Here is a 25253-nt window from a genome sequence, read left to right on the forward strand (position 1 = left end):
TCTGGCAGAGCCCGCGCGCCCGGTGGCCGCTTTCAGATATGCATGTGGCGCCTAGCGCAACAACACCAGGGCCTGGCGCGGCTGGGTATTCGCCTGGGTCATCACGGCCATCGCGGCCTGCTGCAGAATCTGGGCGCGCGTCAGCTGGGCCGTCTCCTGGGCGAAGTCGGCGTCGCGGATGCGGCTGCGCGCGGCGTCGAGCTCGGCCGCGGCGCCCATGCTGCGGTTGATCACCAGCTCCAGACGGCGCTGGTTGGCGCCGAGCTGGGCGCGGATCTGGTTGGTTCGGTCGATCTTGGTATCCATGTAGTCTATCGCTGCGGCCGCACCGGCGGCCGTGGTCAAATCGATCGCCGCTTCGCCGTCGACGCCGACGGGAAGCAAGGCGGTGGTGGTGGCGCCGGTCGGGCTGCCGTTGATGATGCCGCTGCTCAGGCCGGCCGCGCCGGGGTTGCTGCCGCCCACGGCCAGGGTCGAGGAGCCGGCCGTGTCGGGCCCGGTCACGGTCAGATGGCCGCGCGTGGTGCCGAGCGTGAAGCCGAGCGCGGCGGCGGCGCCGGCGCTGCCTTCGCCGATGATGATGTCGCTGCCGTCGGCCGCCGTCAGCGCCACGCTATTGCCATTGGCGACGGCCGTCACGCCGCTGCTGCCGGCCGCGGCCGTGATGGCGCTGGCCGCACTCGCGGCCACCTGGGCGCTGGTGGCGCCGCTGATGGCGCCGATCGCCACGCCATTGATGACCAGGCCGCCGCTGGCGACATTCGCGCCATTGGCCGCCACCACCGACAGGCTGGTGCTGGCACTGGCCGAGATGCCGGTAATGGCGGCCGCATTGATGGCGGCGGCCACGGCAAACGCGCTGTTCGCGCTGCGCCCGAGGCCGGCCCCGGCCACGCTGGCGCCGACCGCCTGGCCATTCAGGCTCAGGGCGCCGGCCGTCAGCGCGCCGCTCACCGTGCTGGTGGCCGTCACCCGCGTGACCGGCACGGTCTGCAGGCCAAGCTGGTCGACCGAACGCTTGAGCAGTTCGGGAATTTCGACATGGATCTGGTCGCCCGCATTGGCGCCGACCTGGATCTGCTCGGAAAACGAGCCGTCGAGCAGCACATTGCCATTGAAACGCGTGGTGCTGACGATGTGCTGATTGGTCAGCACCAGGGCGGCCGCCTCGGCCTGCATGGCGTCGCGGTCGTGCTTGCTGTAGCTGCCGTTGGCGGCCTGCACGGCCAGTTCGCGGATGCGCTGGAAATTGTCGACCAGGGTCGCGACCGCGCCTTCGGCCGTCTGCAGCAGCGAGACGGCGTCATTGGTATTGCGCGTGGCGCGGTTCAGGCCGGTCACCCCCGCGCTCATCCGCTCGCTAATGGCGAAGCCCGCCGCGTCGTCTTTGGCACTGGTGATACGCAAGCCGGTCGCCAGCCGCTGGGTACTGGACTCCAGCAGAATGCGCGAGCGCTCGCTCAGGGTCTGAACGTTCAGACTCGGAAGATTCGTAGTGATTGTTTGCATGACACAGGCATTTCCTCCTCCATTAACGGCAGCAGGTGGCCTGTCTTGAGCGTGGCTCAGAGGTCGATGTCGGTACTCAGACCGGATTGTTTCTTAATTTTCAACAGATCGACGAGGGGACGGGTCGGATCGAAGTCGAGCACCGGGTCTTCTTCGCGCAGCACGGGGCGCAGAATCGGGCGCGCCTTCCACACCTGGGTGCCGGCCGGTCCCTCGGGCAGCAGGGCCTCGGGCGTGCTGCCGCGCCAGGACACCGACTTCGGCTGCAGCTGGCGGCGCGCGGCCAGCTGGCGCAGGAAGCGGCCGGCCGCCTCCGAGCCCGACTGGCGCGCCTGCTCCAGCCAGTGCTGGGCTTCTTCGAGATTGCGCTCGACGCCCTGCCCGGCCGCATACATCTGGCCGATATTGAACTGGGCGCGCGCATGGCCCTGGCGCGCCGCGCGCAGATACCAGGCAAACGCCGCCGTGAAGTCGCGCGCCACGCCCAGCCCGTTGTCGAAGCGCAGGCCGAGCGCGAACTGGGCCTGAACCTGGCCCTGCTCGGCCGCGCGCAGATACCACTGGTGCGATTTGTCGAGATCGACGATGCCGAGGTCATCGCGTTCATACAGCTGACCGAGCATGGTCTGGGCCGGCAGATAGTCCTGCTCGGCCGCGCGCACATACCAGGACAGGGCCGCCTGCAGATCGCGCGGCACGCCCTTGCCGGCCTCGCAGCGCAGGCCGAGGTCGAACTGGGCGCGCACATGGCCCTGCAGGGCGGCGCGGCGATACCAGTGGCAGGCCGTTTCCGGATCGGGCTCGCAGCCCTGGCCGTTGTCGGCCATCTGGCCCAGGTGGTACTGGGCGGCGGCGAAATTCTGTTCGGCCGCCATCTCGAACCAGTGGCGCGCCTGCGTATAGTCGAGCGGCACACCCTGGCCATGCAGATAGTGCATGCCGATATTGTTCTGCGCGCCCGCATGGCCCTGGTCGGCGGCGCGCCGGTACCACTCCATGGCGAAGCCTTCGTTGCGCGGCACGCCCTGGCCGTTGTCGTAGATCAGGCCGAGATTGAACTGGGAGCTTGCATGGCCCTGCTCGGCCGCGCGCCGGTACCAGTGGATGGCCTTCTGCGTGTCCTGCTGGACATCCTGGCCCTTGTCGTAGCGCAGGGCCAGATTGAACTGGGCCGGCGCATGGCCCTGGTCGGCCGCCTTGCGGAACCAGCCGACGGCCACCTGGGGGTCGCGCGGCACGCCCTGGCCGTTGTCGTAGCGCAGGGCCAGGTTGAACTGGGCGCGCGCATAGCCCTGCTCGGCCGCCTTGCGGTACCAGAACACGGCCTTTTCATAATCCTGGGGCACACCCTTGCCGGTGTCGAACATCATGCCCAGATTGTTCTGGGCGCCCGGGTCGCCCTGCTCGGCCGCCTTGGTGAACCAGTACAGGGCCATCTTGGTATCCTGCGGCATGCCCTGCCCCTTGGCATACATCCAGCCGAGGTTGTACTGGGCCGGCGCATAGCCGCCGTCGGCCGCCTGCTCGAACCACAGCGCCGCCTCGCGCTCGCTCTGGGGCACGCCCTGGCCCTTCTGGTACATCAGGCCGAGGTTGTACTGGGCATGGGCCAGGCCGGACGCGGCCGCCATGCGGTACCAGCTGGCCGCCAGCTCATAGCTCTGGCGCACGCCCTGGCCATTGAAATACATGAAGCCCAGGCTGTGCTGGGCATGCGCCACGCCGCGCTCGGCCAGACCCTTGACCCGCAGGAATTCCAGCGTGTAATTGTCGTCGGCAGTGTCTTTCGGCGCGGGCTGTTCGTGCATGTCCGGCTCCGCTCAGGCCTGGCGCGCGGCCAGCATGGCCGGGGCCGCCATGCGCGGCACCTGCAGGGCGTCGCGCGCGAACACGCCGAGCAGCTGGGTCAGCGGCATCGGCCGGTGGTAGAGATAGCCCTGCATCACCGTGCAGCCATTGGCCTGCAGATAACGCGCCTGGACTTCGTTTTCGACACCCTCGGCGATCAGGTGCAGGCCGAGCCCGCGCGCGATCGAGATGATGGCCAGGATGACCGGGTAGTGGCCATGTTCGTCGCGGATCTCGCGCACGAAGGCCTGGTCGATCTTGATCGTGTGCACAGGGAAGCGGTGCAGATAGGACAGCGAGGAATAGCCGGTGCCGAAATCGTCGATGGCCACGGCCACCCCCAGCTGGCACAGCTTCTGCAACTGGTCGATCGCGTGCTGCGGATTGCGGATGCAGATGTTCTCGGTGATCTCGACTTCGATCTGCTCGGGCGAGAGCTTGTGCTCGAGCATGGCCGCGCGCATCTTGTCGAAGAAGTCGCCGCGCTCCAGGTACTGGGGCGAGACATTCAGCGACAGGCGCACATGCTCGCCGCCATTGAGGTTCCAGCGCGTCAGGTCGCGGCACAGGGCGCCGACCATCCAGTCCGACAGCGGCAGCATCAGGCCGATTTCCTCGGCAAACGGAAGGAACTCGCCGGCCGTCAGCACGCCGCGCAGCGGGTGGTTCCAGCGCATCAGGCCCTCGGCCCCGACCACGCGCCCGCTGGCCAGATCGACCTGGGGCTGGTAGTACATCTCGAGCTGGCCTTCCTCGATGGCGCGGCGCAGGGCCTGCTCGAGCACGATCTTCTGATGCGTGATGTCGAGCATCGAATTGTCGTAGAAGCAGTGGCCGTTCTTGCCCTGCCCCTTGACGTGGTACATGGCGATGTCGGCGTGGCGCAGCAGTTCGTCGATGGTCTCGCCATCGTCGGGATACACGGCAATGCCGATACTGGCCGAAATATGCACCTCGTGACCGTCGAGCGCGAAAGGCTGCTGCAGGCTTTCAAGGAATTTATCGGCGATCAGTTCGGCATCGGCGCGCTGGGCCAGTTCCGGCAGCACCACCGTGAATTCATCGCCGCCCTGACGGGCCAGCGTGTCGCCGCGCCGCACCACCGATTTCAGGCGCGCCGCCACCTGCTGCAGCAGCTCATCGCCCTTGACATGGCCGAGCGTGTCATTGACCAGCTTGAAGCGGTCGAGGTCGATGAACATCACGGCCAGCTCGGTCTGCTTGCGCTTGGCCTGGATCACGGCCAGGCCGAGGCGGTCCTTGAACAGGATGCGGTTCGGCAGGTCGGTCAGGATGTCGTGGTAGGCCTGGTAGGAAATCAGTTCCTCGGCCCGTTTGCGTTCGGTGATGTCGCGCGCCACCCCATAGGTGCCGAAATAATCGTGCGGCAGCACGGCGCCATCCTGGGCCAGGCCGATGGCGTTCAGCGCAATCGAGGTCAGGCAATGGCTGAAGGTGCGCTCGATCGCATTGCCGTTGAAGCACTTCAGGCGCAGTTCGACCTTGCGCGCCGCCTTCTGGTCGCGCCGCCGCTCATTGAACACATAGCGCGCGCGCTCCTGGTCTTCGTCGTGCACGAGCACCGAATAGTGCTTGCCGATCAGCTCCTCGCGGCTGATGCCGAGCAGCTGTTCGACGCGGTCATTGACGAAGGTGAAGCGCCCTTCGTGATTGAGCGTGTAGATGATGTCGGGCGAGGAATCGACCAGGTAGCGGTACATGCGCTCCGAAGTCTCGAGCTGGCTGGCCATGCGCGCGTTGCTGAGCGCGAGGGCGCGCCGCTGCAGGGCCTTGCCGACCGTGTGCAGCAGTTCCTCGCGGCTGTAGGGCTTGCGCAGGTAGTCATAGGCGCCGCGCTTGATGGCGCCGATGGCGGCGTCGATCGCGCCCTCGCCGCTGATGACGATGACGTCGACATCGATGCCGCGCGCGCGGATGAAGTCCATCACATCGTGGCCGCTCATGTCGGGCAGGCGCAGGTCGAGCAGGACCAGATCGAACTTCAGGCGCGCCAGTTCCTGCAGCGCCTGCTCGCCGGTGCTGGCCGTGGCCAGCTGATACGGGCCGTCGCGCAGCAGTTCAAACAGGGAGGCGAGCAGACGCGGCTCATCGTCGACGAGCAGGATGCGCGGCTGTTCAGCCTCGTGCACGGAAACAGGGGACACAGACATCGACATCAGGCATTACACAGAGTCAGGCATGCGCGCCGGCAGAGCGGGTGCGCTCTGGCCCGACTGCCGCATGGGCAGCAGAATTTCAAAGGCCGTGCCGCCACGGCCGCTCCGGCAGGTGATCACCCCGCCTTGTTTTTTCACGAGCGCATGCACGATCGACAGGCCGAGGCCGCGATGGTTGCCGCTCTTGGTGCTGCGCACCGGCGCGAACAGATTGGCCAGCACATCGGGCGGCAGGCCCGGCCCGGTGTCGGACACGACCAGGGCCTGGTACAGCTTGCGTTCCAGATTGACCTGGCCGCGGCTGGCAATCTCGATGCGCCCGCCCTGGGGCAGGGCCTCGACCGCGTTCTTGACGAGGTTGACCAGAATTTGCTTGAGCACATCGCCATCGGCCTCGATCTCGACCGGCCCCTCGCCCATGGCCACGCCGATCTCCACGCCTTCGGGCATGAAGGCCGAGCCGCGGAACAGGCGCGCCACATCGTTGACGACCTTGGCCGCGTCGGTGTTGCGCCCGCCCTCGGCCGGCTGCAGCTTGGTCAGGCCGCCGACCAGCTGGCCGACGCGGTCGATTTCCTCGTTGAGGATGGCGACCTCGGCGCTGACGGGCTCGCTGCGCGCCAGTTTGGCGTCCAGCACCGACAGGTAATTCTTGATGATCGACAGAGGATTATTCACCTCGTGCACGACGCGGCGCGTGGCCTCGCGGTATTCCTCGGCGACCGAGGCCAGCTGGCGGCGCGCATGGCCGCGTTCGCTGATGGCGTTTTCGAGCGAGGCCGCGGCCTGGTTGCCGAAAGCCTGAAGGAAGTTCACGCGCCGTTCGGTGGCGGCCAGCTGCCAGGCCTGAATCCCGCCGATCATCACGCCGAGGCAGCGCTGGGCCGCGACCAGGGGCACGACGACCAGGGTCTCGGCGCCGAGCAGGCGGAACAGCTGTTCTTCTGCCAGGCTCAGGTCGAGCTTGTCTTTGTGGAGGAATTTGAGCTTGCGCGCCGTGGCCGCTTCCGCGACCAGACCGCCGTGCTGGAGCGGCACCGTGAATTCGGCGATGCGCTGGACGTCGCCGATCGGCATGCCGACCAGGGCCTGGCCGGTCGGATTCTCCATCAGCACGACCGTGTTACCGAATTCGAACAGCATGCGCGCCGTGCGCACCATCGATTCGAGCAGGGCCGTTTCGCCCTGCTGGCGCGCCATGGTCTGGCCGATCTCCGACACCAGCACCATATTGCGCACTTCTTCCGACAGGCGCTGCTGGACCGGATCGGCCGGCGCCGCCGGCGCCGCCATGGCCGGCGGCGCTTCGATCTCGTCGGCGCCGTCCAGGTCGATGCCCAGATGCGTGGCCGCGCGCGCCACCTGCTTCTCGGCGGCGGCGAACAGCAGGCTGACATCCTTGTTGTCGAGCCCGGTGAGCGCACAGACATCGGCCACGTCCATATCGTCGAGGCCGTGGCAGGCCAGCAGATGGCTGGCGCGCACGATGCGGATCAGCGGATGGGCCGTTTCCAGGCGCGCGCTCGGCTCATGGTGGTAGAGGACCGAATCGGCCAGGAAGGAATCGAGGTGCCAGCGTTCGATCAGCCAGGCGCCCGCTTCCGAGTGGGTGATCTGCAGCGTGCGCTGCTCGACGGCGCACAGGGTTTCATCGTCGCGCGCGGTGAAGTTATAGGCGTACTCGCGCGGGGCCGTGGCCAGCAGGGCCAGGCGGCCGACATTGTGCAGCAGGCCGGCCAGATAGGCTTCCTCGGCCTGGGCGTAGTCCATGCGGCGCGCCAGATCGCGCGCGATGACGGCGGCCGTGAGCGAGGCCTTCCAGAAGGCGCGCAGATCGGTGCTGCCCGAGTGCGGGAAGGAATTAAAAGTCTGGAACACGCTTTCGCTGATGACCAGCGTCTTGATCATGTCCGTGCCGAGCTGGACCAGCGACTGTTCGAGGCCGACGCTGCGCCCGGTGCGGTGGAAGGCCGAGCTGTTGGCGACCGACAGGATCTTGCTGGTCATGCCCGCGTCCTGGGCGATTAGTTCCGCCAATTCGGGCATGCCCAGGTCGTCGGCCTGCAGGTGCTCCAGCAGCCGAATCAGAATTTGGGGCATGGCCGGCAGACGCGCCACCAGCAAGCGGTTACGGATATCCAGGTCGTCTTGTTGCATAAATCGCTGAAATAGAGGACTTTTGCCCCTCTGTTCCGGACTTGGGGAAAATCCATATTAGCATACGACCGTGCAATTTCTGCCAGAAAATTAAATTTCGTCGGGAATTTGCCGAAAAACTTCAATTAAGCCGCCTAAGTACCGGGAAACAATGAAGATTTCTGTTTCCCAATTGACATATTTACACAAAGAAAAATGGGGTCAGACCCCATTTATCCGTGCAGAAAAATGGGGTCTGACCCCGATTTGTTTAGGCGGCAAGGTTTGTAGAAAGTGAAACGGGCCTCAGGGGCGCTTGCGGTACAGGCGGGTGCCGCTCCACAAGGCCAGCGAGCCGAGCGCGAAGGCCAGCTGGCCCAGCGCCAGCGCCAGCAGCGAATGCGAGAGCGCCGGCGCAATCAGCCCGGCCACCACGGCGCCCAGCAGCGTGGTGCCGAACGACTGGCAGGACGCGACCGTGCCGCGGATGTGCGGGAACAGGTCGAGCGCCAGCAGGGTCGCGCCCGGCGCGACCATCGACATGCCCATCGTGTAAATGAACATCGGCACCAGCACCCAGGCGGCGGCCGGCCCGCCGAGCGCGTGATAACTGACTTGCAGTATTGCTGCACTCAGCAGCAGTAAATAGCCGAGGCCGATCTGGCGCGCCAGGCTGATCTTGCCGGCAAAGCGGTTCGACACCAGGGCCCCGCAGAACATGCCGCCCACGCAGGGCACGAACAGCCAGCCGAACTGGTGCGGCCCCAGATGCAGCAGCTTGGGCAGGGCCTCGGGCGCGGCCGTGATGAACAGGAACAGGCCGGCGAAGTTCAGCGCCACGATGCCGGACTTCATGTGGAACAGCGGCGAGCGGAAGATCGCGCTGTAGCTCTCGAACAGGAAGCCGGGATTGAAGGCCTGGCGGCGCGAGGGCGGCAGGGTCTCGGGCAGATGGCGGTAGCAGACGAAGGCCAGCGCGCCTGTGAAGGCGAAGATGAACAGGAAGATCGCGCGCCAGTCGAAGAAGGTGACGATCCAGCCGCCGAGAATCGGGGCGACCGCCGGCGCGATCGAAAACACCATCGTCACCGAGGACATCAGGCGCTGCGCTTCGGCGTCGGCATACAGGTCGCGGATGATGGCGCGCCCCACCACCACCCCGGCCCCGGCCGATACGCCCTGCAAAATCCGGAAGATCCACAGATAGTGGACCGAAGCCGAGGCGGCGCAGCCGAGCGTGCCGACGGCGAACACGGCCAGCGACCACAGAATCACATTGCGTCGCCCGAAGGCATCGGCCAGCGCCCCGTGCCACAGCACCATCACGGCAAACGCCAGCATGTAGGCGGTCAGGGTCTGCTGGACTTCGAGCGGGGTGGCCGCCAGCCCGGCCTGGATATTCGGGAAGGCCGGCAGGTAGGTGTCGATCGAAAACGGACCGAGCATGGCCAGCCCGGCCAGCAGGGCCGCCAGTCCGGCCGTCGACAGCATCACGATGCGGTGCGGCGGCGGCAGCGGGACCGGGGTCTCGGGGTCGGGCGGCAGGCCGCTCGGCGGGCCGGGCAGCATGCTCACTCGCCCTGCTTGGGCATGGCCGCTTCGCGCCGGTGGAAGCCGGCCACCATCTCAAACCGGAACAGGCGGCACTCGAGCGCGCCATTGAAGAAAGGCGTCTTCTTCGATTCCTTCAGGCGCAGCAGCTTGGGCACGCCCAGATCGGCCGTGAACAGGCACACGGTCCAGCCGGCGAAGCGCTGCTTGAGCGTGGCCGAGAAGGCCGTGTAGAAGTCGACCGCCATCTGGTCGGGCGCCACCGACTTGTCGCCGCGCACGCCGATCCGCTCGCCGTACGGCGGGTTGGTCAGCAGGATGCCCGGCTGCTCGGTCGGCGCCTTGACCTGCTGCGCTTCGATCTGCTTGAGCGGCACCTCGAACAAAATGCCGGCGCGCTGCAGATTGTGGCGCGCCATGGCCACCATGTCGCCCGAGATGTCGGAGCCGAACAGGGTCGGGGTGGCCGGCAGCGGCTGCGGCTTGACTTCGGCCTTGATGGCGGCCCACACGGGCGCCTGGAAGCGCTTGAATTTTTCGAAGGCGAACTTGCGCCGCGCGCCGGGCGGAATGCCTTGCAGCTGCTGGGCCGCTTCGACCAGGATGGTGCCGGAGCCGCACATCGGATCGAACAGGGGCATGCCCGGCTTCCAGCCCGACACGCGCAGCAGGCCGGCGGCCAGGTTCTCGCGCAGGGGCGCGTCGCCGGTCTCGCTGCGCCAGCCGCGCTTGAACAGGGCCTCGCCCGAGGTGTCGAGGTAGATCGTGCAGTTGCGCGCGTCGAGGAAGCCGTGGATGCGCATATCGGGCTCGCGCGTGTTGACCGAGGGGCGGCGCCCGCTCTGGTCGCGGAAGCGGTCGCAGACGGCGTCCTTGATTTTCAGCGTGGTGAACTCGATGCTCTTCAGCGGCGACTTGATGGCCGTGACGTCGACCCGGATCGTGTGGTCGACGCTGAACCAGTCCTCCCAGCGGGTGTCGAGCACCAGGTCGTAGATGTCGTTCTCGTTGGTGTAGCTGCCCTGGGCCATGCGCAGCAGCACGCGCGAGGCGATGCGCGAGTGCAGATTGACGCGCATGGCGTCACTGAGCTCGCCCGAAAAATGCACGCCGCCCGGCACCTGGCTGTGCACGCGCAGGGTCGACGATTGCTGGGCGATCTCGCCGAGTTCTTCGGCGAGCGGGGCTTCCATGCCGCGCGGGCAGGGACAGAAAAATGAGGCCATAGGGGTTCCCTTTATCCTTGATGGTTGAATCGGCCCTCAGAAGGGCTTGACGACGACCAGTATCACGATGGCCAGCAGCAGCAGCACCGGCACCTCGTTAAACCAGCGGTAGAACACGTGGCCGCGCTGGTTGCGGCCATTTTCGAACTTCTTCAGCAGCACGCCGCACGCGTGGTGGTAGCCGATCACCAGCAGCACCAGCGTCAGTTTGGCATGCAGCCAGCCGCCGCTGAAGCCGAAGCCCAGCCACAGCCACAGGCCGAGGGCGATGGCCGGCAGCGCCAGCATGGTGGTGAAGCGGTACAGCTTGCGCGCCATCAGCAGCAGACGCGCGGTGGCCACCGTCTCGGTCTCGAGCGCCAGGTTGACGTAGATGCGCGGCAGGTAGAACAGGCCCGCGAACCAGGACGTGACGAACACGATGTGCAGCGCTTTCACCCACAACATAGGCTTAACTCCGGATCTCGCCGTGACCGAACACGACGTATTTGAGCGAGGTGAGGCCCTCCAGACCGACCGGGCCGCGTGCATGCAGCTTGTCGTTGGAGATGCCGATTTCGGCCCCGAGGCCGTATTCGAAACCATCGGCGAAGCGGGTCGAGGCATTCACCATCACCGAGGCCGAATCGACTTCGCGCAGGAAGCGCATGGCGGCGCTGTAGTCCTCGGTGATGATCGCTTCGGTGTGCTTGCTCGAATATTCGGTGATGTGGGCGATGGCCGCATCGAGCCCGTCGACCACGCGCACGGCCAGGATCGGCGCCAGGTACTCGGTCCTCCAGTCGGCCTCGCTGGCGGCGGCCAGATACGGGTAGCCGGCCAGGATGGCGTGCGCCTCAGCGTCGGCGCGCAGCTCGACGCGTTCGGCCGCGTACAGCGGCGCCAGCGCCGCCAGCACGCGCGGCGCGATGCTGCGCTCGACCAGCAGGGTTTCCATCGTATTGCAGGTGCCGTAGCGGTGGCACTTGGCATTGAAGGCCACGCGCACCGCCTTGTCGAGATCGGCGCGGGCGTCGATGTAGACGTGGCAGATGCCGTCCAGGTGCTTGATCATCGGGACCGTGGCCTCGGCCATCAGGCGCGCGATCAGGCCCTTGCCGCCGCGCGGCACGATCACGTCGACGTACTGCGGCATGGTGATCAGGGCGCCGACGGCGGCGCGGTCGGTGGTGTCGACGATCTGCACGCCATGCGCCGGCAGGCCGGCGCCTTCGAGGCCCTCGGCCACCAGGCGCGCCAGCGCGCGGTTGCAGTGGATGGCTTCCGAGCCGCCGCGCAAAATGGTGGCGTTGCCGCTCTTGATGCACAGGCCGGCCGCGTCCACCGTGACGTTCGGACGGGCTTCGTAGATGATGCCGATGACGCCCAGCGGCACACGCATCTGGCCGACCTGGATGCCGCTCGGGCGCACCTTCATATTCGTGATTTCGCCGACCGGATCGGGCAGGGCCACGATCTGGCGCAGGCCGGCCACCATGGTGGCGATGGCCTGTTCGGACAGGGTCAGGCGGTCGACCATGGCGGGGTCCAGGCCACTGGCGCGGGCGGCCGCCAGGTCCTGCTCATTGGCCGCGCGCAGGGCGGCCGCTTCGCGCTCGATGGCGGCGGCGATCAGTTCCAGCGCGCGGTTGCGGACCGCGCTCGGGGCCTTGGCCAGCGCGCGCGAAGCGGTGCGCGCCTGGCGCCCCACCGTGTCCATGTAAGAGGTGATATCCATGTAAGCCAAAATGTAGGGCGGGCCTTGCGGCCCGCGGCAATCGTCAACCGCGCGCGACTTTCATCGCCAGCTGGAGCATCGCATCCCAGGCGTCGCCCGCGAATCCCTTGGCGCGCAGACCCTTGACCATCTTGTCGACTTGGGCCGCGTCGCGCATCGCCTGTTCCAAGGTCGCCAGGCTGATACGGCGCAGGGCCGGCTCCATCATGCGTTCGCGCGGGCCCCAGATGCGCATTTCCTTCATCAGCACGCCGAGGGGTCGCCCCTGCGCCTGAGCTGCCTTCAATTTTAGCAGCGTCCGGATTTCTTCGGCGACCGCCCACAGCACCAGGGGCAGGGCCTCGCCCTCGCCTTTCAGACCTTCGAGCATGCGCACCAGGCGCGCCACATCGCCGCCCAGCATCGCTTCGGACAGCTTGAACACATCGTAGCGCGCCACATTCAGCACCGCGTCGTGCACCTGTTCGAAGGACAGCTGGCCCGGCTCGTACAGCAGGCCCAGCTTCTGGATCTCCTGGTGCGCGGCCAGCAGATTGCCCTCGACCCGGTCGGCGATGAAGTCCAGGCTCTGGCGCTCGGCGCGCTGCTGCTGCAGGGCCAGGCGCTGGCCGATCCAGTTCGGCAGGGCGGACCGCTCGATGCTCGGAATGTCGAGATAGACGCCGGCCTGCTGCAGGGCCGCGACCCAGGCCGCCTTCTGGGTCTGCCAGTCGAGCTTGGGCAGGGTGATCAGGGTCAGATTATCGGGCGACAGGCCGGCGCAGTAGTCCTGCAGAGCGGCGCCGCCCTCCTTGCCCGGTTTGCCGCTGGGGATGCGCAGCTCGATCAGCTTCTTGTCGCCGAACAGGGACATGGCCTGGTTGGCCGCCAGCAGCTCGCCCCACTTGAAGCTGCGCTCCACGGTCAGCACCTCGCGCTCGGCATAGCCCTGGGCGCGCGCGGCGCGGCGGATCTTGTCGGCCGCCTCCAGCGCCAGCAGATGCTCGTCGCTGGTGATCACATACAGCGGCGCGAGCGGTTTGGCGAGGTGGGCGTCGAGCGCATCGGGTCGCAGCTGCATCGGCGGCCTTCAGCTGGTCTTCAGGGCGGCCAGGCGGCGCAGGATCTGCTGCACCAGGTCGCTCTGCATATCGCGGTACAGCAGGGCTTCTTCGGATTCCTTGGCCAGGGTCTGGGTCTCGTTGAAGCTGATCGTGCGCTTGAGCGTGATCTCGGTCGGGGCCAGCAGCTCGCGCCCCTTGGCGTCGCGCACGCGGAAGGTCAGCGAATACGAGAGCGTGTATTCGCGCACCCGGCCCTGGGAGTTCAGCGAGAGGATGGTCTTGCCGCGGTTTTCGGCCACCACGTCCAGCCGCGCTTCGGCCTGGCTTTCGTCGCTGACCACGCTGGTGTTCACCCCGCGCAGATTGCGCTTGAGCTCCACCCCGAGCGGCGAGGTATCCGGGAAACCCAGATAGATCGACTGGAAGGGCATGTTGAACTGCCCGTCCGCGCCGCGCAGGTGGAAGCCGCAGGCCGACAGCAGGCCGGCCAGCAGCAGCGCGCACATCCAGCGACCGAGGGCGCGCATGGCTTACACCACGATGTTGATCAGTTTGCCGGGCACGACGATGACCTTCTTCGGCGTGCCTTCGACGAACTTCTGGGCCGCTTCCGAGGCCAGGGCGGCCGCTTCGATGGCGGCCTTGTCGGCGTCCTTGCCGACCTTGACCGAACCGCGCAGCTTGCCGTTCACCTGGATCATCAGCTCGATCTCGGCCTGCTCGAGGGCGGCCGTGTCGACCTGCGGCCAGGCGGCGTCGAGGATGTCGCCGTGCTGGGCCACGTAGCCGAGTTCGCTCCAGAGCGCGTGCGTGATATGCGGCGCCACCGGGTAGAGCACGCGCAGGAAGATCGACAGGCACTCGGCCATGGCGGCCGGGCTGGCGTCCTTCGCGCCTTCGAGCGTGTTCAGCATTTTCATCGTGGCCGAGACCACGGTGTTGTACTGCAGACGCTTGTAGTCGTGCTCGGCCTGCTGCAGCACCTTGTGCACTTCGCGCCGCAGGGTCTTGTCGGCTTCGCTCAGGGTGGCGGCGTCGAGCGCCGGTGCGCCCTGCACGCGGGCGGCCTGGGCCGCGCCAAACGCCCACACGCGCTTGAGGAAGCGGTAGGCGCCTTCAACCCCGGCGTCATTCCATTCGAGCGTCTGCTCGGGCGGCGAGGCGAACATCACGAACAGGCGCGCCGTGTCGGCGCCGTACTGGTCGATCAGCTCCTGCGGGTCGACCCCGTTGTTCTTCGACTTCGACATCGTCGTCATCTCGTACTCGAGCGCGGTGCCGTCGGCCTTGAGCGTGCCGCCGATGATCTGGCCCTTGTCGTCGCGCAGGACGTCGACCTCGTGCTCCCAGTAGTAGTTCTTGCCGGCGTCGGCCGGTTTGTGGAAGAAGGCGCCCTTCAGCACCATGCCCTGGGTCAGCAGATTGGTGAAGGGCTCATCGACCTTGACCAGGCCGAGGTCGCGCATGACCTTGGTCCAGAAGCGCGCGTACAGCAGGTGCAGGATCGCGTGTTCGATGCCGCCGATGTACTGGTCCATCGGCATCCAGTAATCGCTGCCCGCCGCCACCATCGCGTCCGGATTGGTCGGATCGCAGTAGCGCATGAAATACCAGGACGAATCGACGAAGGTGTCCATGGTGTCGGTTTCGCGCCGGGCCGGCTTGCCGCAGCACGGGCAGTCGACTTTCAGGAAGTCCTCGCGCTTGTTGAGCGGGTTGCCGCTGCCGTCGGGCACGCAATCCTGGGGCAGCACGACCGGCAGGTCTTTTTCGGGCACCGGCACCGGGCCGCAGCTGTCGCAGTGGATGATCGGGATCGGCGTGCCCCAGTAGCGCTGGCGCGAGATGCCCCAGTCGCGCAGGCGCCAGGTGGTTTTCTTCTCGCCGTCGGCTTTGACGGCCAGGTCGGCGGCGATCTTGTCGACCGCGGCCTTGTAGCCCAGGCCATCGTAGGCGCCCGAATTGATGGTCACGCCGCGCTGCTTGTCGCCATACCATTCCTGCCAGGCGGCGTCGGAATAGGTTTCGCCGTCCACGGCCACCACCTGCTTGATGGGCAGATTGTATTTTTTGGCGAACGCGAAATCGCGCTCGTCGTGGGCCGGCACGCCCATCACGGCGCCGTCGCCGTAGCTCATCAGCACGTAATTGCCGACCCAGACTTCGACCTGGGCGCCGGTCAGCGGGTGGCTGACGAACAGGCCGGTCGGCATGCCTTCTTTTTCACGCAGGGCCAGTTCGGCCTCGGTGGTGCCGCCCTTCTTGCATTCTTCGATGAAGGCGGCCAGGGCCGGGTTGCCGGCGGCCGCATGGCTGGCCAGCGGATGCTCGGGCGCCACCGCGCAGAAGGTCACGCCCATGACGGTGTCGGCCCGGGTGGTGAAGACGAACAGCTTGCCGTCCTGGATCAGATTGCCGGCCGCATCGCGGATCGTGTGCGGGAAGGCGAAGCGCACGCCCTCGCTCTTGCCGATCCAGTTCTCCTGCATCAGGCGCACGCGCTCGGGCCAGCCGGGCAGCTTGTTGACCACGCAGTCGAGCAGTTCCTCGGCGTAGCTGGTGATGTTCAGGTAGTAGCCGGGGATCTCGCGCTTTTCCACCAGGGCGCCGGTACGCCAGCCGCGCCCGTCGATCACCTGCTCATTGGCCAGCACGGTCTGGTCGACCGGGTCCCAGTTGACGATCTGGGTCTTGCGGTAGGCGATGCCCTTTTCCAGCATCTTCAGGAACAGCCACTGGTTCCACTTGTAGTAGGCCGGATCGCAGGTGGCCACTTCGCGCGACCAGTCAATCGCCAGCCCCATCGCCTGCATCTGCTTCTTCATGTAGGCGATGTTGTCGTAGGTCCATTTCGCGGGCGGCACCTTGTTCTTCAGCGCGGCGTTTTCGGCCGGCAGGCCGAAGGCGTCCCAGCCCATCGGCATCAGCACATTGTGGCCATTCGCGCGCAGGAAGCGCGCCAGCATGTCGTTGATCGTGTAATTGCGCACGTGGCCCATGTGCAGCTTGCCGGACGGATAAGGCAGCATCGAGCAGGCGTAGTACTTCCCTTTCGGGAAACGCGGGTCGTTCTCGATGGCTTTGTAAGCGTCAATCGCGGTCCAGTGCGCCTGGGCCTGGGCTTCAACGTCGGCGTGGCTGTATTTCTCTTGCATGGTGTGTGCGGCCAATAGTGGGTATGAACCCTTCATTATACCCACTGCCGGGCCAGGCTGGCAGCGCGGCCGGCCCCGCTTTTGCCCCGTGCGCGGGCGCGCGATGGCATGATGGCGCTTTCGCCATGCAAGGAGACTGCGATGTTCGAGGGATTACGTACCGTGCTCTACCCCACACCCGACCTGGCCCAGGGCAAGGCCTGGTATGCCAGCGTGTTCGGGGTGGCGCCCTATTTCGACGAAGCCTTTTATGTCGGCTTTGCGGTCGGCGGCTTTGAACTCGGCCTGGTGCCGGACGCCACGCCCGGCGCCGACGGCAGCGTAGCCTACTGGGGCACGCCCGACTGCGCGGCCGAGCTGGCGCGCGTGCTGGCCCTGGGCGCGCGCCTGCACAAGGACGTGGCCGAGGTCGGCGGCGGGATCAAGGTGGCCGAGGTGCTCGACCCCTTCGGAAATGTGCTGGGCCTGATCGAAAACCCGCATTTCGACCGGGCCGCGGTGCGCTGAGGCGCGCCCGTCTACTTGGCCGGCTGGGTGGCCAGGTAGGCGGCCAGGGCCAGCATGTCGTCCTCGTCGAGGGCCGCCGTCAGGCTCTGCATCTGGCCGGCATTCGGGCCGCTCCGGGCCCCGCTCTTGAAGTCGCGCAGCTGCTTGAGCGTGTAGCTGGGCGCCTTGCCGGCGATATCGGGGAAGATGCCGCTGCCGTGCAGGTCCTCGCCATGGCAGGCGGCGCAGTCGGCCGCCTTGCCGCTCATGCCGAAGGCGATGTTCTCGCCCTTGGCGATGCTGCCCTTGGCCACCGTGGCCACGCCATCCTTTTCGACCAGGCCCGTGGCCCCGTCCACTTCCTGCACTTTGAACGGGGTCGCAGCCAGGCTCAGCACGGCCACGGCCAGCAAAATTGCACGCATCAGCATCTCCTACTTGAGTTCGAGGGCGAGGGCCGGCGCTTCGCCGTAATCCTCGTAGCGTTCATTGAGGCCGCCGATGCAGTAGGTCACTTCTTCGAGCAGGTCGGGCGCGGCGGCGCGCACGGCACTGGCATTCACAATCACCACCGTCAGCACTTCCTTGGGACCGAGCCGGAAGCGGCTCATGCCGTCCGCGTCGCGCAGGTAGCTGAGGCAGTCGACCCAGGCGTCGATCGTGTTGTTGTAGCTGTCCGGGAAGCCGAAGGCGCGCTTGCATTCGGCGTGAAAGCCCGCTTCGTCGAGCATGCGGGCGCCATCGAGTTCAACGCGTGCCATGGCCGGCCTCCTGTTCGGTATCGGTGATGAAGCCCAGCTGGGTCAGTCCCTTGGCCTGGGCCGCCGCCATCAGGCGCGCCACCGCCTCGTAGCGGGTGGCGCGGTCGGCGCGCAATTGCAGCTCGGGCTGGGGCGAACGGGCGGCCGCCGCCGCCAGGCGCGCCTCGAGCGTGGCGGCGTCGAGCTTGTCGTTGTTCCAGTAGACCTGGCCGGCCGCATCGATGGCCAGGTGCACGGCGGCCGTCTCGCGCGCGGCGCCGACGGCGGCCGTCTTCGGCAATTCGAGCTGGACCGACTGGCTGAACAGGGGCGCGGCCAGAATGAAAATGACGAGCAGCACCAGCATCACGTCGACCATCGGCGTGACGTTTATCTCGCTCATCATCTGGGCGGGACGCGGGGACTGGAAGCTGCCAAAGGCCATTTATTTGCTGAAGTAGGCGTGCAGGTCGTGCGCGAAACCATCGAGCTCGGCCAGGGCCACGCGGTTGAACCGGTTGAAGGCATTGTAGGCAAGCACGGCCGGAATCGCCACCGCCAGACCGAGGCCCGTCATGATCAGGGCCTCGCCGACCGGGCCGGCCACCTTGTCGAGCTGCACGGCGCCAGCGGCCGAGACATTGGCAAGCGCATGGTAGATCCCGAACACCGTGCCGAGCAGGCCGATGAACGGGGCCGTCGCGCCGATCGAGGCCAGCAGCGCCAGCCCGCTTTCGAGCTTGCGCGCCGACACGCCGATGGCATTGCGCAGCACGCGCGTCAGCTGTTCGCCGCGGGCCAGCTCGCCGGCCACGCTGCGGCCATCGCTGCGCAGGGCGGCCGCCTGCTCGGCCAGGCTGGCGAACAGGCCGGCCGGGTCGGCGCCCTTGAGCGCGGCCAGGCCGTCATGAAAACGCGGTGCGGCCCAGAAGGCTTCGAGCGCGGGCAGGGCGCGGCGCGCCTGCCAGGCGCTGAGCGCGCGCGCAAAGATCAGGCACCAGCTGAGCACCGACATGGCCAGCAGCAGCCAGGCCACGCCGTGCGAGACGGCGTCGCCCTGGGCCCAGTAGCGTGCGAAGCTGAACTGGCCGAGCATGGCTTAGTCTTTGAAGCCGAGCACGTCCCACATATCGTAGAGGCCGGCCGGCTTGTCCTGCAGCCAGGCGCAGGCGCGCAGGGCGCCCTGGGCATAGGTGGCGCGGCTCGAGGATTTGTGGGTGATTTCGATGCGCTCGCCGATGCCGGCGAACAGCACCGTGTGGTCGCCGACGATGTCGCCGCCGCGCACGGTGGCAAAGCCGATCGTGGACGGGTCGCGCTCGCCGGTCACGCCTTCGCGCCCGTAGACGGCGCAGTCCTTCAGGTCGCGCCCGAGGGCCGCGGCCACCACTTCGCCCATCTTCAGGGCCGTGCCCGAGGGCGCGTCGACCTTGTGGCGGTGGTGGGCCTCGATGATCTCGATGTCATAGCCGTGCGCCAGCGAACGGGCCGCCATGTCGAGCAGCTTGAGCGTGACATTCACGCCCACGCTCATATTCGGCGCGAACACGATGCCGATCTGCTCGGCGGCCTTGGCGATCGCGGCCTTGCCGGCCGCGTCGAAACCGGTGGTGCCGATCACCATCTTGATGCCGTGCGCCACGCAGTACTCGAGGTGCTTGAGCGTGCCTTCGGGGCGGGTGAAATCGATCAGGAATTGCGCGCCCTTGAGGCCGCTGGACAGTTCGTCAGTGATGGCCACGCCGGTGGCGCGCCCGGCAAAGGCGCCGGCGTCGATGCCCAGGGCCGGGGCGGCCGCGACATCGAGGGCGCCCGCCAGCTGGGCTTCGGGGTGGCTGAGAATGGCCTCGATCAGCATGCGGCCCATGCGGCCGCCGGCGCCGGCGATGGCGATGTGCATTTGCGTCATGGATTAATCGTTGGGATTGCCGAATTTTTTCGGGGGGCCGGCCAGGCGCTCGATGTACTCGCGCTCGCTCGGCAGATTGCCGCCTTCGATCTTGCTGATCTTGTCGTCCGTGAAGTAGATGGTGACCCGGCTCGTGGTCAGCTCACCATTGCCGCGCAGCAGATAGAACGGGTATTCCCAGCGGTCGCGGTGGAAGATGTCGGCCGCCAGCGAGGTACCCATGATGAACTTGACCTGGTCGCGCGTCATGCCGGTCTTGAGCTGATTGAACTGCTCGGCCGAAATGAAGTTGCCCTGCTGGATGTCGGGGCGGTAGGGCGAGACGAACCACAGGAACTTCTGGAACTGGGTCACGCTCGTCGTATGGGCGCCATTATTGGCGATCTTCGCGGTCCGGGTCACTTCGTCGGCGAAGCTGACGGGGCCGTTCGGGGTCGGTTCCGGGGCTTTACCCGTGCTGGCGCAGCCGGCCAATACGGCCAGCAGGCACAGGGACAGGCGGGGCAAAACAGCGGTGGTGACGCGCATACAGGTCCTCAATCTGGTTGAACACGGCGCTAGGCGCACGCGGCGAAAACACTATATGATAAAGCACTCCGCGCCACCCCGAGTAAAACAAGAGTAACAAAACATGAGTAAGAGCCCGACTGACCTCAAGGCAAGCGGCCTGAAGGCCACCCTGCCGCGCCTGAAAATCCTGGAAATTTTCCAGAACTCGGAAGTGCGCCACCTCACCGCCGAGGACGTCTACAAGATCCTGCTGCAGGAAAACATGGACGTCGGCCTGGCCACCGTCTACCGCGTGCTGACCCAGTTCGAGCAGGCCGGCCTGCTGCACCGCAATCACTTTGAAAGCGGCAAGGCCATCTTCGAACTCAATGCCGGCACCCACCACGACCACCTGGTCTGCCTCGACTGCGGCCGGGTCGAAGAATTCTGCGACGACGAGATCGAGCAGCGCCAGCAGCGCATCGCCGCCGAGCGCGGCTTCGCCATCGCCGAGCACGCGCTGGCCATCTACGGCAATTGCACCAAAACCGATTGCCCGCACCGGGGCTGAGGCCCTAGCTGTTGCTCAGGGCGCTCGAGAGCAGCTTGGCCGTGATGTCGACGATCGGAATCACGCGCTCATAATCCATGCGGGTCGGGCCGATCACGCCCAGGGTGCCGACGATCTGGCCCTTGTGCGCATACGGCGCCGCCACCACGCTCATTTCATCCATCGGCACCAGGTCGGACTCGCCGCCGATGTAGATCTGCACGCCGCTGGCCTTGCTCGAGACATCGAGCAGCTGCATCAGGCCGGTTTTCTGCTCGAACATTTCGAACATCTGGCGCAGCGAGCTCATATTCGAGGACAGGTCGGCCACCGACAGCAGATTACGCTCGCCGGCGATGACCACGTCGTCGCTGTGGTCGCTCAGGGCCTCGCTGCTGGCCTCGACGGCGGCCTGCATCAAGCGCGCCATGTCGTCGCGCAGGGCGCGCAGCTCGGCCTGCAGGCGCGCACGCATCTCGTCGAAGGACAGGCCGGCGAACTGGCTGTTGATGTAATTCGAGCTTTCGATCAGCTGGCCCGGCGTGTAGTCGACATCGGTGATCAAGAGGCGGTTCTGGACGTCGCCGCGGGCGTCGACGATCACCAGCAGGATGCGCTTTTCGGACAGGCGCAGGAATTCCAGCTGCTGGAAGGCGGCCTCGCGCTTGGGCGCCACCACCACCCCGGCGAACTGCGACAGCGAGGACAGCAGCTGGGCCGCATTGGCGATCATCTTCTGCGGCTGGTGGGCCGGCAGGTGCATGCGCGCCGACAGCGTGCTCTCGTCGAGCGGCTGCACGGTCAGCAGGGTGTCGACGAACAGACGGTAGCCGCGCGGGGTCGGCACCCGTCCGGCCGAGGTGTGCGGGCTGGCGACCAGGCCCATGTCCTCAAGGTCGGCCATGATGTTGCGGATCGAGGCCGGCGACAGCTCCAGCCCCGAGATCTTGGACAACGCGCGCGAGCCGACCGGCTGGCCGTCGGCGATATAGCGCTCGACGAGGGCCTTCAGCAGGGTTTGCGCGCGGTGATCGAGTTGCATGCTCATGTCAGGGATTCCAGCCTCATTATGCCTGCGTCGTGTGGAGCCAGGCCAGCAAGTCGTGAAAATCGGTGCACACCAGATCCGGCACCACCCCGTGCGCCAGCGCGGCCGTGCTGCCCTGGCGCCGCATCCAGGCCGCGCGCAGACCGGCCGCCTGGGCCGCGCGCACATCGAGCAGCAGGTCGTCGCCGACATACAGCACCTCCGCCGGCGCCAGGCCGAGGGCGGCGCAGGCCGCATGGAAGATGGCCGGATCGGGCTTGGGCACGCCGACCTCGCGCGCCGACAGGCTCAGCTCGAAATGCTGGTCGAGGCCGATGGCGGCGAGGTTGGCATTGCCATTCGTGAGTGTCCCGAGCCGCACATGGGGGCGCAGCGCACTCAGCACCGGCAGCACATCGGGCCAGAGCGTGACGGCATTGCGCGCCGCGTGGAATTCGTCCATCGCGGCGTCGAGCAGGGCGCAGTCCTCGCCATGTTCGCGGAAGGCCAGCTCGAGGCCGGCGCGGCGCAGGGCGCCGAGGTCGGCCGCAAAGACCGGATCGCTGCCCAGCAGGGCCAGCCGGCGCGCGCGCAGATCCTCGACCGTACAGGCGGCCGCCACGCGCGGCGCATGCTGCGCCAGCCAGGCGTGCACGCGCTGCTCGGCGGCGGCGATCACGGGAGCGATCGGCCACATGGTGTCGTCGAGATCGAAGAGAATAGCTTGCGGGCGCGCAATGGCCGGCATCATGGCGTCACTCATACAACGGAAGGCGCGGGCAGAGGCCTAGCATAACGAGCGCGCGCGCAAAAATCAAACCGCCGCTGTGGTAGGCTGTCCCTTTCATTGTGGAATTGCCATGCGTCTGCCCGTTCTCCTCGCCGTCCTGCTTGGCGGCTGTGCCAGCCTGCCCGCGCCCCCGTCCGGCGACTACCGCTATGTGGTGCTGGGCGAACAGGGCGCGGCCACCGTGCGCGTGCTGACGGCCGCCGCCAGCTGCCCGCTGATCGAGGTCGACGGGCGCAGCGTGCCGATGCAGCTGCGCGCCGCCCCGGCCGTGCTGCCGGCGCGCCCCAGCGTGATGCCGGACAGCCCGCCGGCCGCCTTCCCCCTGCGCACCTGCGAGGCCCCGCTGCCGCTCGGCGCTCGCCAGGCCAGCGTCGGCGGTCAGGCCCTGCCCCTGCCGGCCGCCCAGCCGACCCGGCTGGTGGTGCTGGGCGACAGCGGCTGCCGCCTGTCGAGCAAGGACGCAGCCTGGCAGGCCTGTAATGATGCGCAGGAGTTTCCATTTGCCACGGTCGCGGCCAGCATCGCGCGCTGGAAGCCCGACCTGATCATCCACGTCGGCGACTACCTGTACCGCGAAAGCGCCTGCCCGCCGGGCCAGGCCGGCTGCGCCGGTTCGCCCTGGGGCTATGGCTGGGACAGCTGGGAAGCCGACTTCTTCGCCCCGGCGCGGCCGCTGCTGGCCGCCGCCCCGCTGGTGGCCGCGCGCGGCAACCACGAGCTGTGCACGCGCGGCGGCCAGGGCTACTGGCGCCTGCTCGATCCGCGCCCGCTGCTGCCCGGGCGCGACTGCGTCGATCCGGCCCAGGACCAGCGCGGCAACCACGGCGCCCCGTATGCCGTGCCGCTCGGCGGCGGCGCCCAGCTGGTGGTGCTCGACACGGCTGCGAATGTCTCGAAAGGCTATGCCGAGGGCGACTGGCGCCCGGCCGCCATCGCCGAGGACATCGGCACCCTCGAAGCCCTGAGCGAACAGGCCGAGCACACGCTGGCCGTGCTGCACCACCCGCCGCTGAGCGTGGGCGGCGAGACCAAGCATGGCAAGGTCAGCTATTTCAATGGCGACCGCGGCATGCAGCAGGCGCTGGCGCGCTGGAGCCCGGCCCTGCTACCGCCGCGCGTGCAGGCCCTGCTCTCGGGCCACACCCATATGTGGCAGCAAGCCAGCTATGCGACGCCGCATCCGAGCCAGTTCGTGGTCGGCTTTGCCGGCACCCAGGAAGACATCGTGCCCCTGCCCGATCCGCTGCCGCCGGGCCTGGAGCCGGGCGCCGGCGCCCGCTTTGCCGAGTTTGCCGCCTGGGTCGGTGGCTTTGGCTTCATGACGATGGAGCGGCGCGGTCCGGACCGCTGGGACATCACCGTCATGGACCGCCACGGCCAGCCGGTCAACCATTGCCAGCTGAGTGGCCGCCAGTCGCACTGCGCGCACGCACGCGGGCCCTGACACTTACAAGCCGATACAATGAATCGGCCTCCGCCTTGCCAAATGCTCTAAAATGATGGCCGCATTGGCAAAAGTCCGTCTTTTTGGAGAATTTATGAAGCGTATGACCCTGCGTTCCTGCGTCGCCGCGCTGGCGTGTGCCCTTGGTTTGGCCGCGTGCGGTGGTGGGAGCTCCGGCAGCCTGATCGTGGGCGGTTCCGTCTCCGGCCTGACCCAGGACGGCCTGGTGCTGCAGAATAACGGCGGTGACGACTACACGGTCACGGCCTATTCCACGTCCTTCGCCTTCAGCAAACTGATCGGCTACGACTCGGCCTACAACGTCACCATCAAGACCCAGCCGGCCAATACCATCTGCACGGTCACCAATGGCAAGGGCGTCTCAAGCGCCTACAACGTGACCTCGATCCAGGTGACCTGCCTGACCAATAACTATTTCATCGGCGGCACGATCAGCGGCCTGGGCAACGCCACGGGTCTGATTCTGGCCAACGGCGCCGACACCTATCCGGTCCCGGCCGGCACCACCAGCTTCCGCATGCCGGAGAAGGTCAGCCTGGGAGCGCCGTACGGCGTGGCCGTGTTCCAGCAGCCGGCCGGCAAGACCTGCACCGTCAACAATGGCAGCGGCCGGATGGCAGCGGCCGACGTCACCAACATCGAAGTCGTGTGCCAGTAAGGCCCGCTTTGCGTCATCTGGAGAACTGTATGCGATTTGCACAAAGCCGCCGCGCGGCGGCCCTGGTCCTGGCCCTGAGTCTGGCTGCCTGCGGCGGCAAGGCCCAATTCACGGTCGGCGGCACCATCACCGGCCTGTTCTACGACGGCCTGGTGCTGTCGAATAACGGCGCGACCATCAGCCCGAAAGCGAATGACACCAGCTTCGCCTTCCCCGGCAGCATCGGCTATGGCACGGCCTACAATGTGACGATCACCACCCAGCCGCGCCACGTGACCTGCGGCGTGGTCAACGGCGCCGACACGGCCGGCCGCTTCGCCAGCATCAATGTGGTGGTCAACTGCAGCCGCAATTTCTACACGATCAGCGGCACCATCAACGGCTTCACGACCGGCACGCTGGAACTGACGAATGGCTCGACCGGCGGCAGCATCCCGCTGGCCGGCGGCGCCACCACCTTCACCCTGCCGACCGTGCTCGACGGTTCGCCCTACAGCGTCACCGTGCTGACCCAGCCGGCCGGCTTCAAGTGCACGGTCGTCAATGGCAACGGCATCATGGGCGAAGCAGCGGTCACCAATGTGGTGGTCAATTGCGCCCCGCTGCCGACCAGCAGCAGCGACGCCAGCAACACCTGAGATCGCTGGAGGAGATATTAGCCGGCGACATATCAGGTATCAGAACAATAAATTTGCCTAATATGCTGCCGTGCAGCACAATAACACCTGTCTCCTCCAACTCTCTTCAAAAAGAATTGGACCTCAGCCCGCCACTTGG

24 protein-coding genes are annotated in these 25253 nt (G+C 66.9%); 5 read left to right on the forward strand and 19 right to left on the reverse strand.

From position 1 onward, the window contains the following. Window positions 1-51 precede the first annotated feature (51 nt). From LZ005_RS21815 to leuS, 11 genes are all read right to left on the reverse strand, one after another. Complete coding sequence (locus tag LZ005_RS21815; protein ID WP_307727815.1) at window positions 52-1509, reverse strand: flagellin; 1458 nt, start codon at window positions 1507-1509, stop codon at window positions 52-54. A gap of 56 nt (window positions 1510-1565) precedes the next feature. Further along, window positions 1566-3317, reverse strand: a complete 1752-nt coding sequence (locus LZ005_RS18670) for an SEL1-like repeat protein (protein WP_237810012.1) — start codon at window positions 3315-3317, stop codon at window positions 1566-1568. 12 nt (window positions 3318-3329) lie between these two features. Then, window positions 3330-5522 (reverse strand): EAL domain-containing protein, encoded by a 2193-nt coding sequence (locus LZ005_RS18675; protein WP_237810013.1) that lies wholly within the window; start codon window positions 5520-5522, stop codon window positions 3330-3332. A gap of 18 nt (window positions 5523-5540) precedes the next feature. Then, entirely contained in the window at window positions 5541-7691 is a 2151-nt protein-coding gene (locus LZ005_RS18680) for an HDOD domain-containing protein (RefSeq protein WP_237810014.1), read from the reverse strand. Between the two features lie 285 nt (window positions 7692-7976). Beyond that, window positions 7977-9239, reverse strand: a complete 1263-nt coding sequence (locus LZ005_RS18685; protein ID WP_237810036.1) for a multidrug effflux MFS transporter — start codon at window positions 9237-9239, stop codon at window positions 7977-7979. A 2-nt stretch (window positions 9240-9241) separates the two neighbouring features. Further along, complete coding sequence (locus LZ005_RS18690) at window positions 9242-10447, reverse strand: class I SAM-dependent RNA methyltransferase (protein WP_373889356.1); 1206 nt, start codon at window positions 10445-10447, stop codon at window positions 9242-9244. A gap of 36 nt (window positions 10448-10483) precedes the next feature. Beyond that, window positions 10484-10894 (reverse strand): CopD family protein, encoded by a 411-nt coding sequence (locus LZ005_RS18695; protein WP_237810015.1) that lies wholly within the window; start codon window positions 10892-10894, stop codon window positions 10484-10486. Window positions 10895-10898: 4 nt separating this feature from the next. Beyond that, on the reverse strand, window positions 10899-12164 hold the full coding sequence (locus LZ005_RS18700) for a glutamate-5-semialdehyde dehydrogenase (RefSeq protein WP_237810016.1): 1266 nt from the start codon (window positions 12162-12164) through the stop codon (window positions 10899-10901). A 43-nt stretch (window positions 12165-12207) separates the two neighbouring features. Further along, complete coding sequence (gene holA / locus LZ005_RS18705; RefSeq protein WP_237810017.1) at window positions 12208-13224, reverse strand: DNA polymerase III subunit delta; 1017 nt, start codon at window positions 13222-13224, stop codon at window positions 12208-12210. A 9-nt stretch (window positions 13225-13233) separates the two neighbouring features. Further along, window positions 13234-13734, reverse strand: coding sequence for an LPS assembly lipoprotein LptE (lptE, locus tag LZ005_RS18710; RefSeq protein WP_237810018.1), 501 nt, complete (start codon window positions 13732-13734; stop codon window positions 13234-13236). Between the two features lie 3 nt (window positions 13735-13737). Further along, on the reverse strand, window positions 13738-16362 hold the full coding sequence (leuS, locus tag LZ005_RS18715) for a leucine--tRNA ligase (RefSeq protein ID WP_237810019.1): 2625 nt from the start codon (window positions 16360-16362) through the stop codon (window positions 13738-13740). 141 nt (window positions 16363-16503) lie between these two features. On the opposite strand from leuS, the gene LZ005_RS18720 reads away from it, so the two are divergent. After that, a complete protein-coding gene (locus LZ005_RS18720) occupies window positions 16504-16869 on the forward strand; it encodes a VOC family protein (protein ID WP_237810020.1) in 366 nt (121 codons plus the stop codon). Between the two features lie 11 nt (window positions 16870-16880). Here the strand turns inward: LZ005_RS18720 and LZ005_RS18725 are convergent, their stop codons facing one another. The 6 genes from LZ005_RS18725 to LZ005_RS18750 are packed head-to-tail and all read right to left on the reverse strand — an operon-like array spanning window position 16881 to window position 20025. Continuing rightward, the gene (locus LZ005_RS18725; RefSeq protein WP_237810021.1) at window positions 16881-17273 is read right to left on the reverse strand and encodes a c-type cytochrome; all 393 of its coding nucleotides are present in this window, start codon (window positions 17271-17273) and stop codon (window positions 16881-16883) included. A 9-nt stretch (window positions 17274-17282) separates the two neighbouring features. After that, window positions 17283-17609, reverse strand: a complete 327-nt coding sequence (locus tag LZ005_RS18730) for a barstar family protein (protein ID WP_237810022.1) — start codon at window positions 17607-17609, stop codon at window positions 17283-17285. Beyond that, window positions 17596-18033: a biopolymer transporter ExbD gene (locus LZ005_RS18735; RefSeq protein WP_237810023.1), complete on the reverse strand. Its 438-nt coding sequence runs from the start codon at window positions 18031-18033 to the stop codon at window positions 17596-17598. Before LZ005_RS18735 ends, LZ005_RS18730 begins: the two co-directional genes overlap by 14 nt. Next, complete coding sequence (locus tag LZ005_RS18740) at window positions 18034-18684, reverse strand: MotA/TolQ/ExbB proton channel family protein (RefSeq protein ID WP_237810024.1); 651 nt, start codon at window positions 18682-18684, stop codon at window positions 18034-18036. Window positions 18685-18687: 3 nt separating this feature from the next. Beyond that, entirely contained in the window at window positions 18688-19497 is an 810-nt protein-coding gene (gene dapB, locus LZ005_RS18745; RefSeq protein WP_237810025.1) for a 4-hydroxy-tetrahydrodipicolinate reductase, read from the reverse strand. 3 nt (window positions 19498-19500) lie between these two features. Next, window positions 19501-20025: an outer membrane protein assembly factor BamE gene (locus LZ005_RS18750; RefSeq protein ID WP_237810026.1), complete on the reverse strand. Its 525-nt coding sequence runs from the start codon at window positions 20023-20025 to the stop codon at window positions 19501-19503. A 103-nt stretch (window positions 20026-20128) separates the two neighbouring features. Between LZ005_RS18750 and fur the strand changes: the two genes are divergently transcribed. Next, complete coding sequence (gene fur, locus LZ005_RS18755) at window positions 20129-20557, forward strand: ferric iron uptake transcriptional regulator (RefSeq protein WP_237810027.1); 429 nt, start codon at window positions 20129-20131, stop codon at window positions 20555-20557. A 4-nt stretch (window positions 20558-20561) separates the two neighbouring features. Here the strand turns inward: fur and hrcA are convergent, their stop codons facing one another. Together hrcA and LZ005_RS18765 are read right to left on the reverse strand one after the other, a co-directional pair. Beyond that, a complete protein-coding gene (gene hrcA / locus LZ005_RS18760) occupies window positions 20562-21578 on the reverse strand; it encodes a heat-inducible transcriptional repressor HrcA (protein WP_237810038.1) in 1017 nt (338 codons plus the stop codon). 25 nt (window positions 21579-21603) lie between these two features. Next, on the reverse strand, window positions 21604-22314 hold the full coding sequence (locus LZ005_RS18765; protein ID WP_307727816.1) for an HAD family hydrolase: 711 nt from the start codon (window positions 22312-22314) through the stop codon (window positions 21604-21606). Window positions 22315-22423: 109 nt separating this feature from the next. Between LZ005_RS18765 and LZ005_RS18770 the strand changes: the two genes are divergently transcribed. The 3 genes from LZ005_RS18770 (at window position 22424) to LZ005_RS18780 (ending at window position 25114) form a co-directional block, all read left to right on the forward strand. Next, a complete protein-coding gene (locus LZ005_RS18770) occupies window positions 22424-23797 on the forward strand; it encodes a metallophosphoesterase (RefSeq protein WP_237810028.1) in 1374 nt (457 codons plus the stop codon). 94 nt (window positions 23798-23891) lie between these two features. Then, window positions 23892-24476 (forward strand): hypothetical protein, encoded by a 585-nt coding sequence (locus LZ005_RS18775; RefSeq protein WP_237810029.1) that lies wholly within the window; start codon window positions 23892-23894, stop codon window positions 24474-24476. 29 nt (window positions 24477-24505) lie between these two features. Next, the gene (locus LZ005_RS18780) at window positions 24506-25114 is read left to right on the forward strand and encodes a hypothetical protein (RefSeq protein ID WP_237810030.1); all 609 of its coding nucleotides are present in this window, start codon (window positions 24506-24508) and stop codon (window positions 25112-25114) included. The last annotated feature ends 139 nt before the right edge of the window (window positions 25115-25253 follow it).

Origin of the sequence: Massilia sp. TS11 (assembly GCF_022012445.1) — a bacterium.
In the GTDB taxonomy this organism is placed as follows: Bacteria; Pseudomonadota; Gammaproteobacteria; order Burkholderiales; family Burkholderiaceae_D; genus Telluria.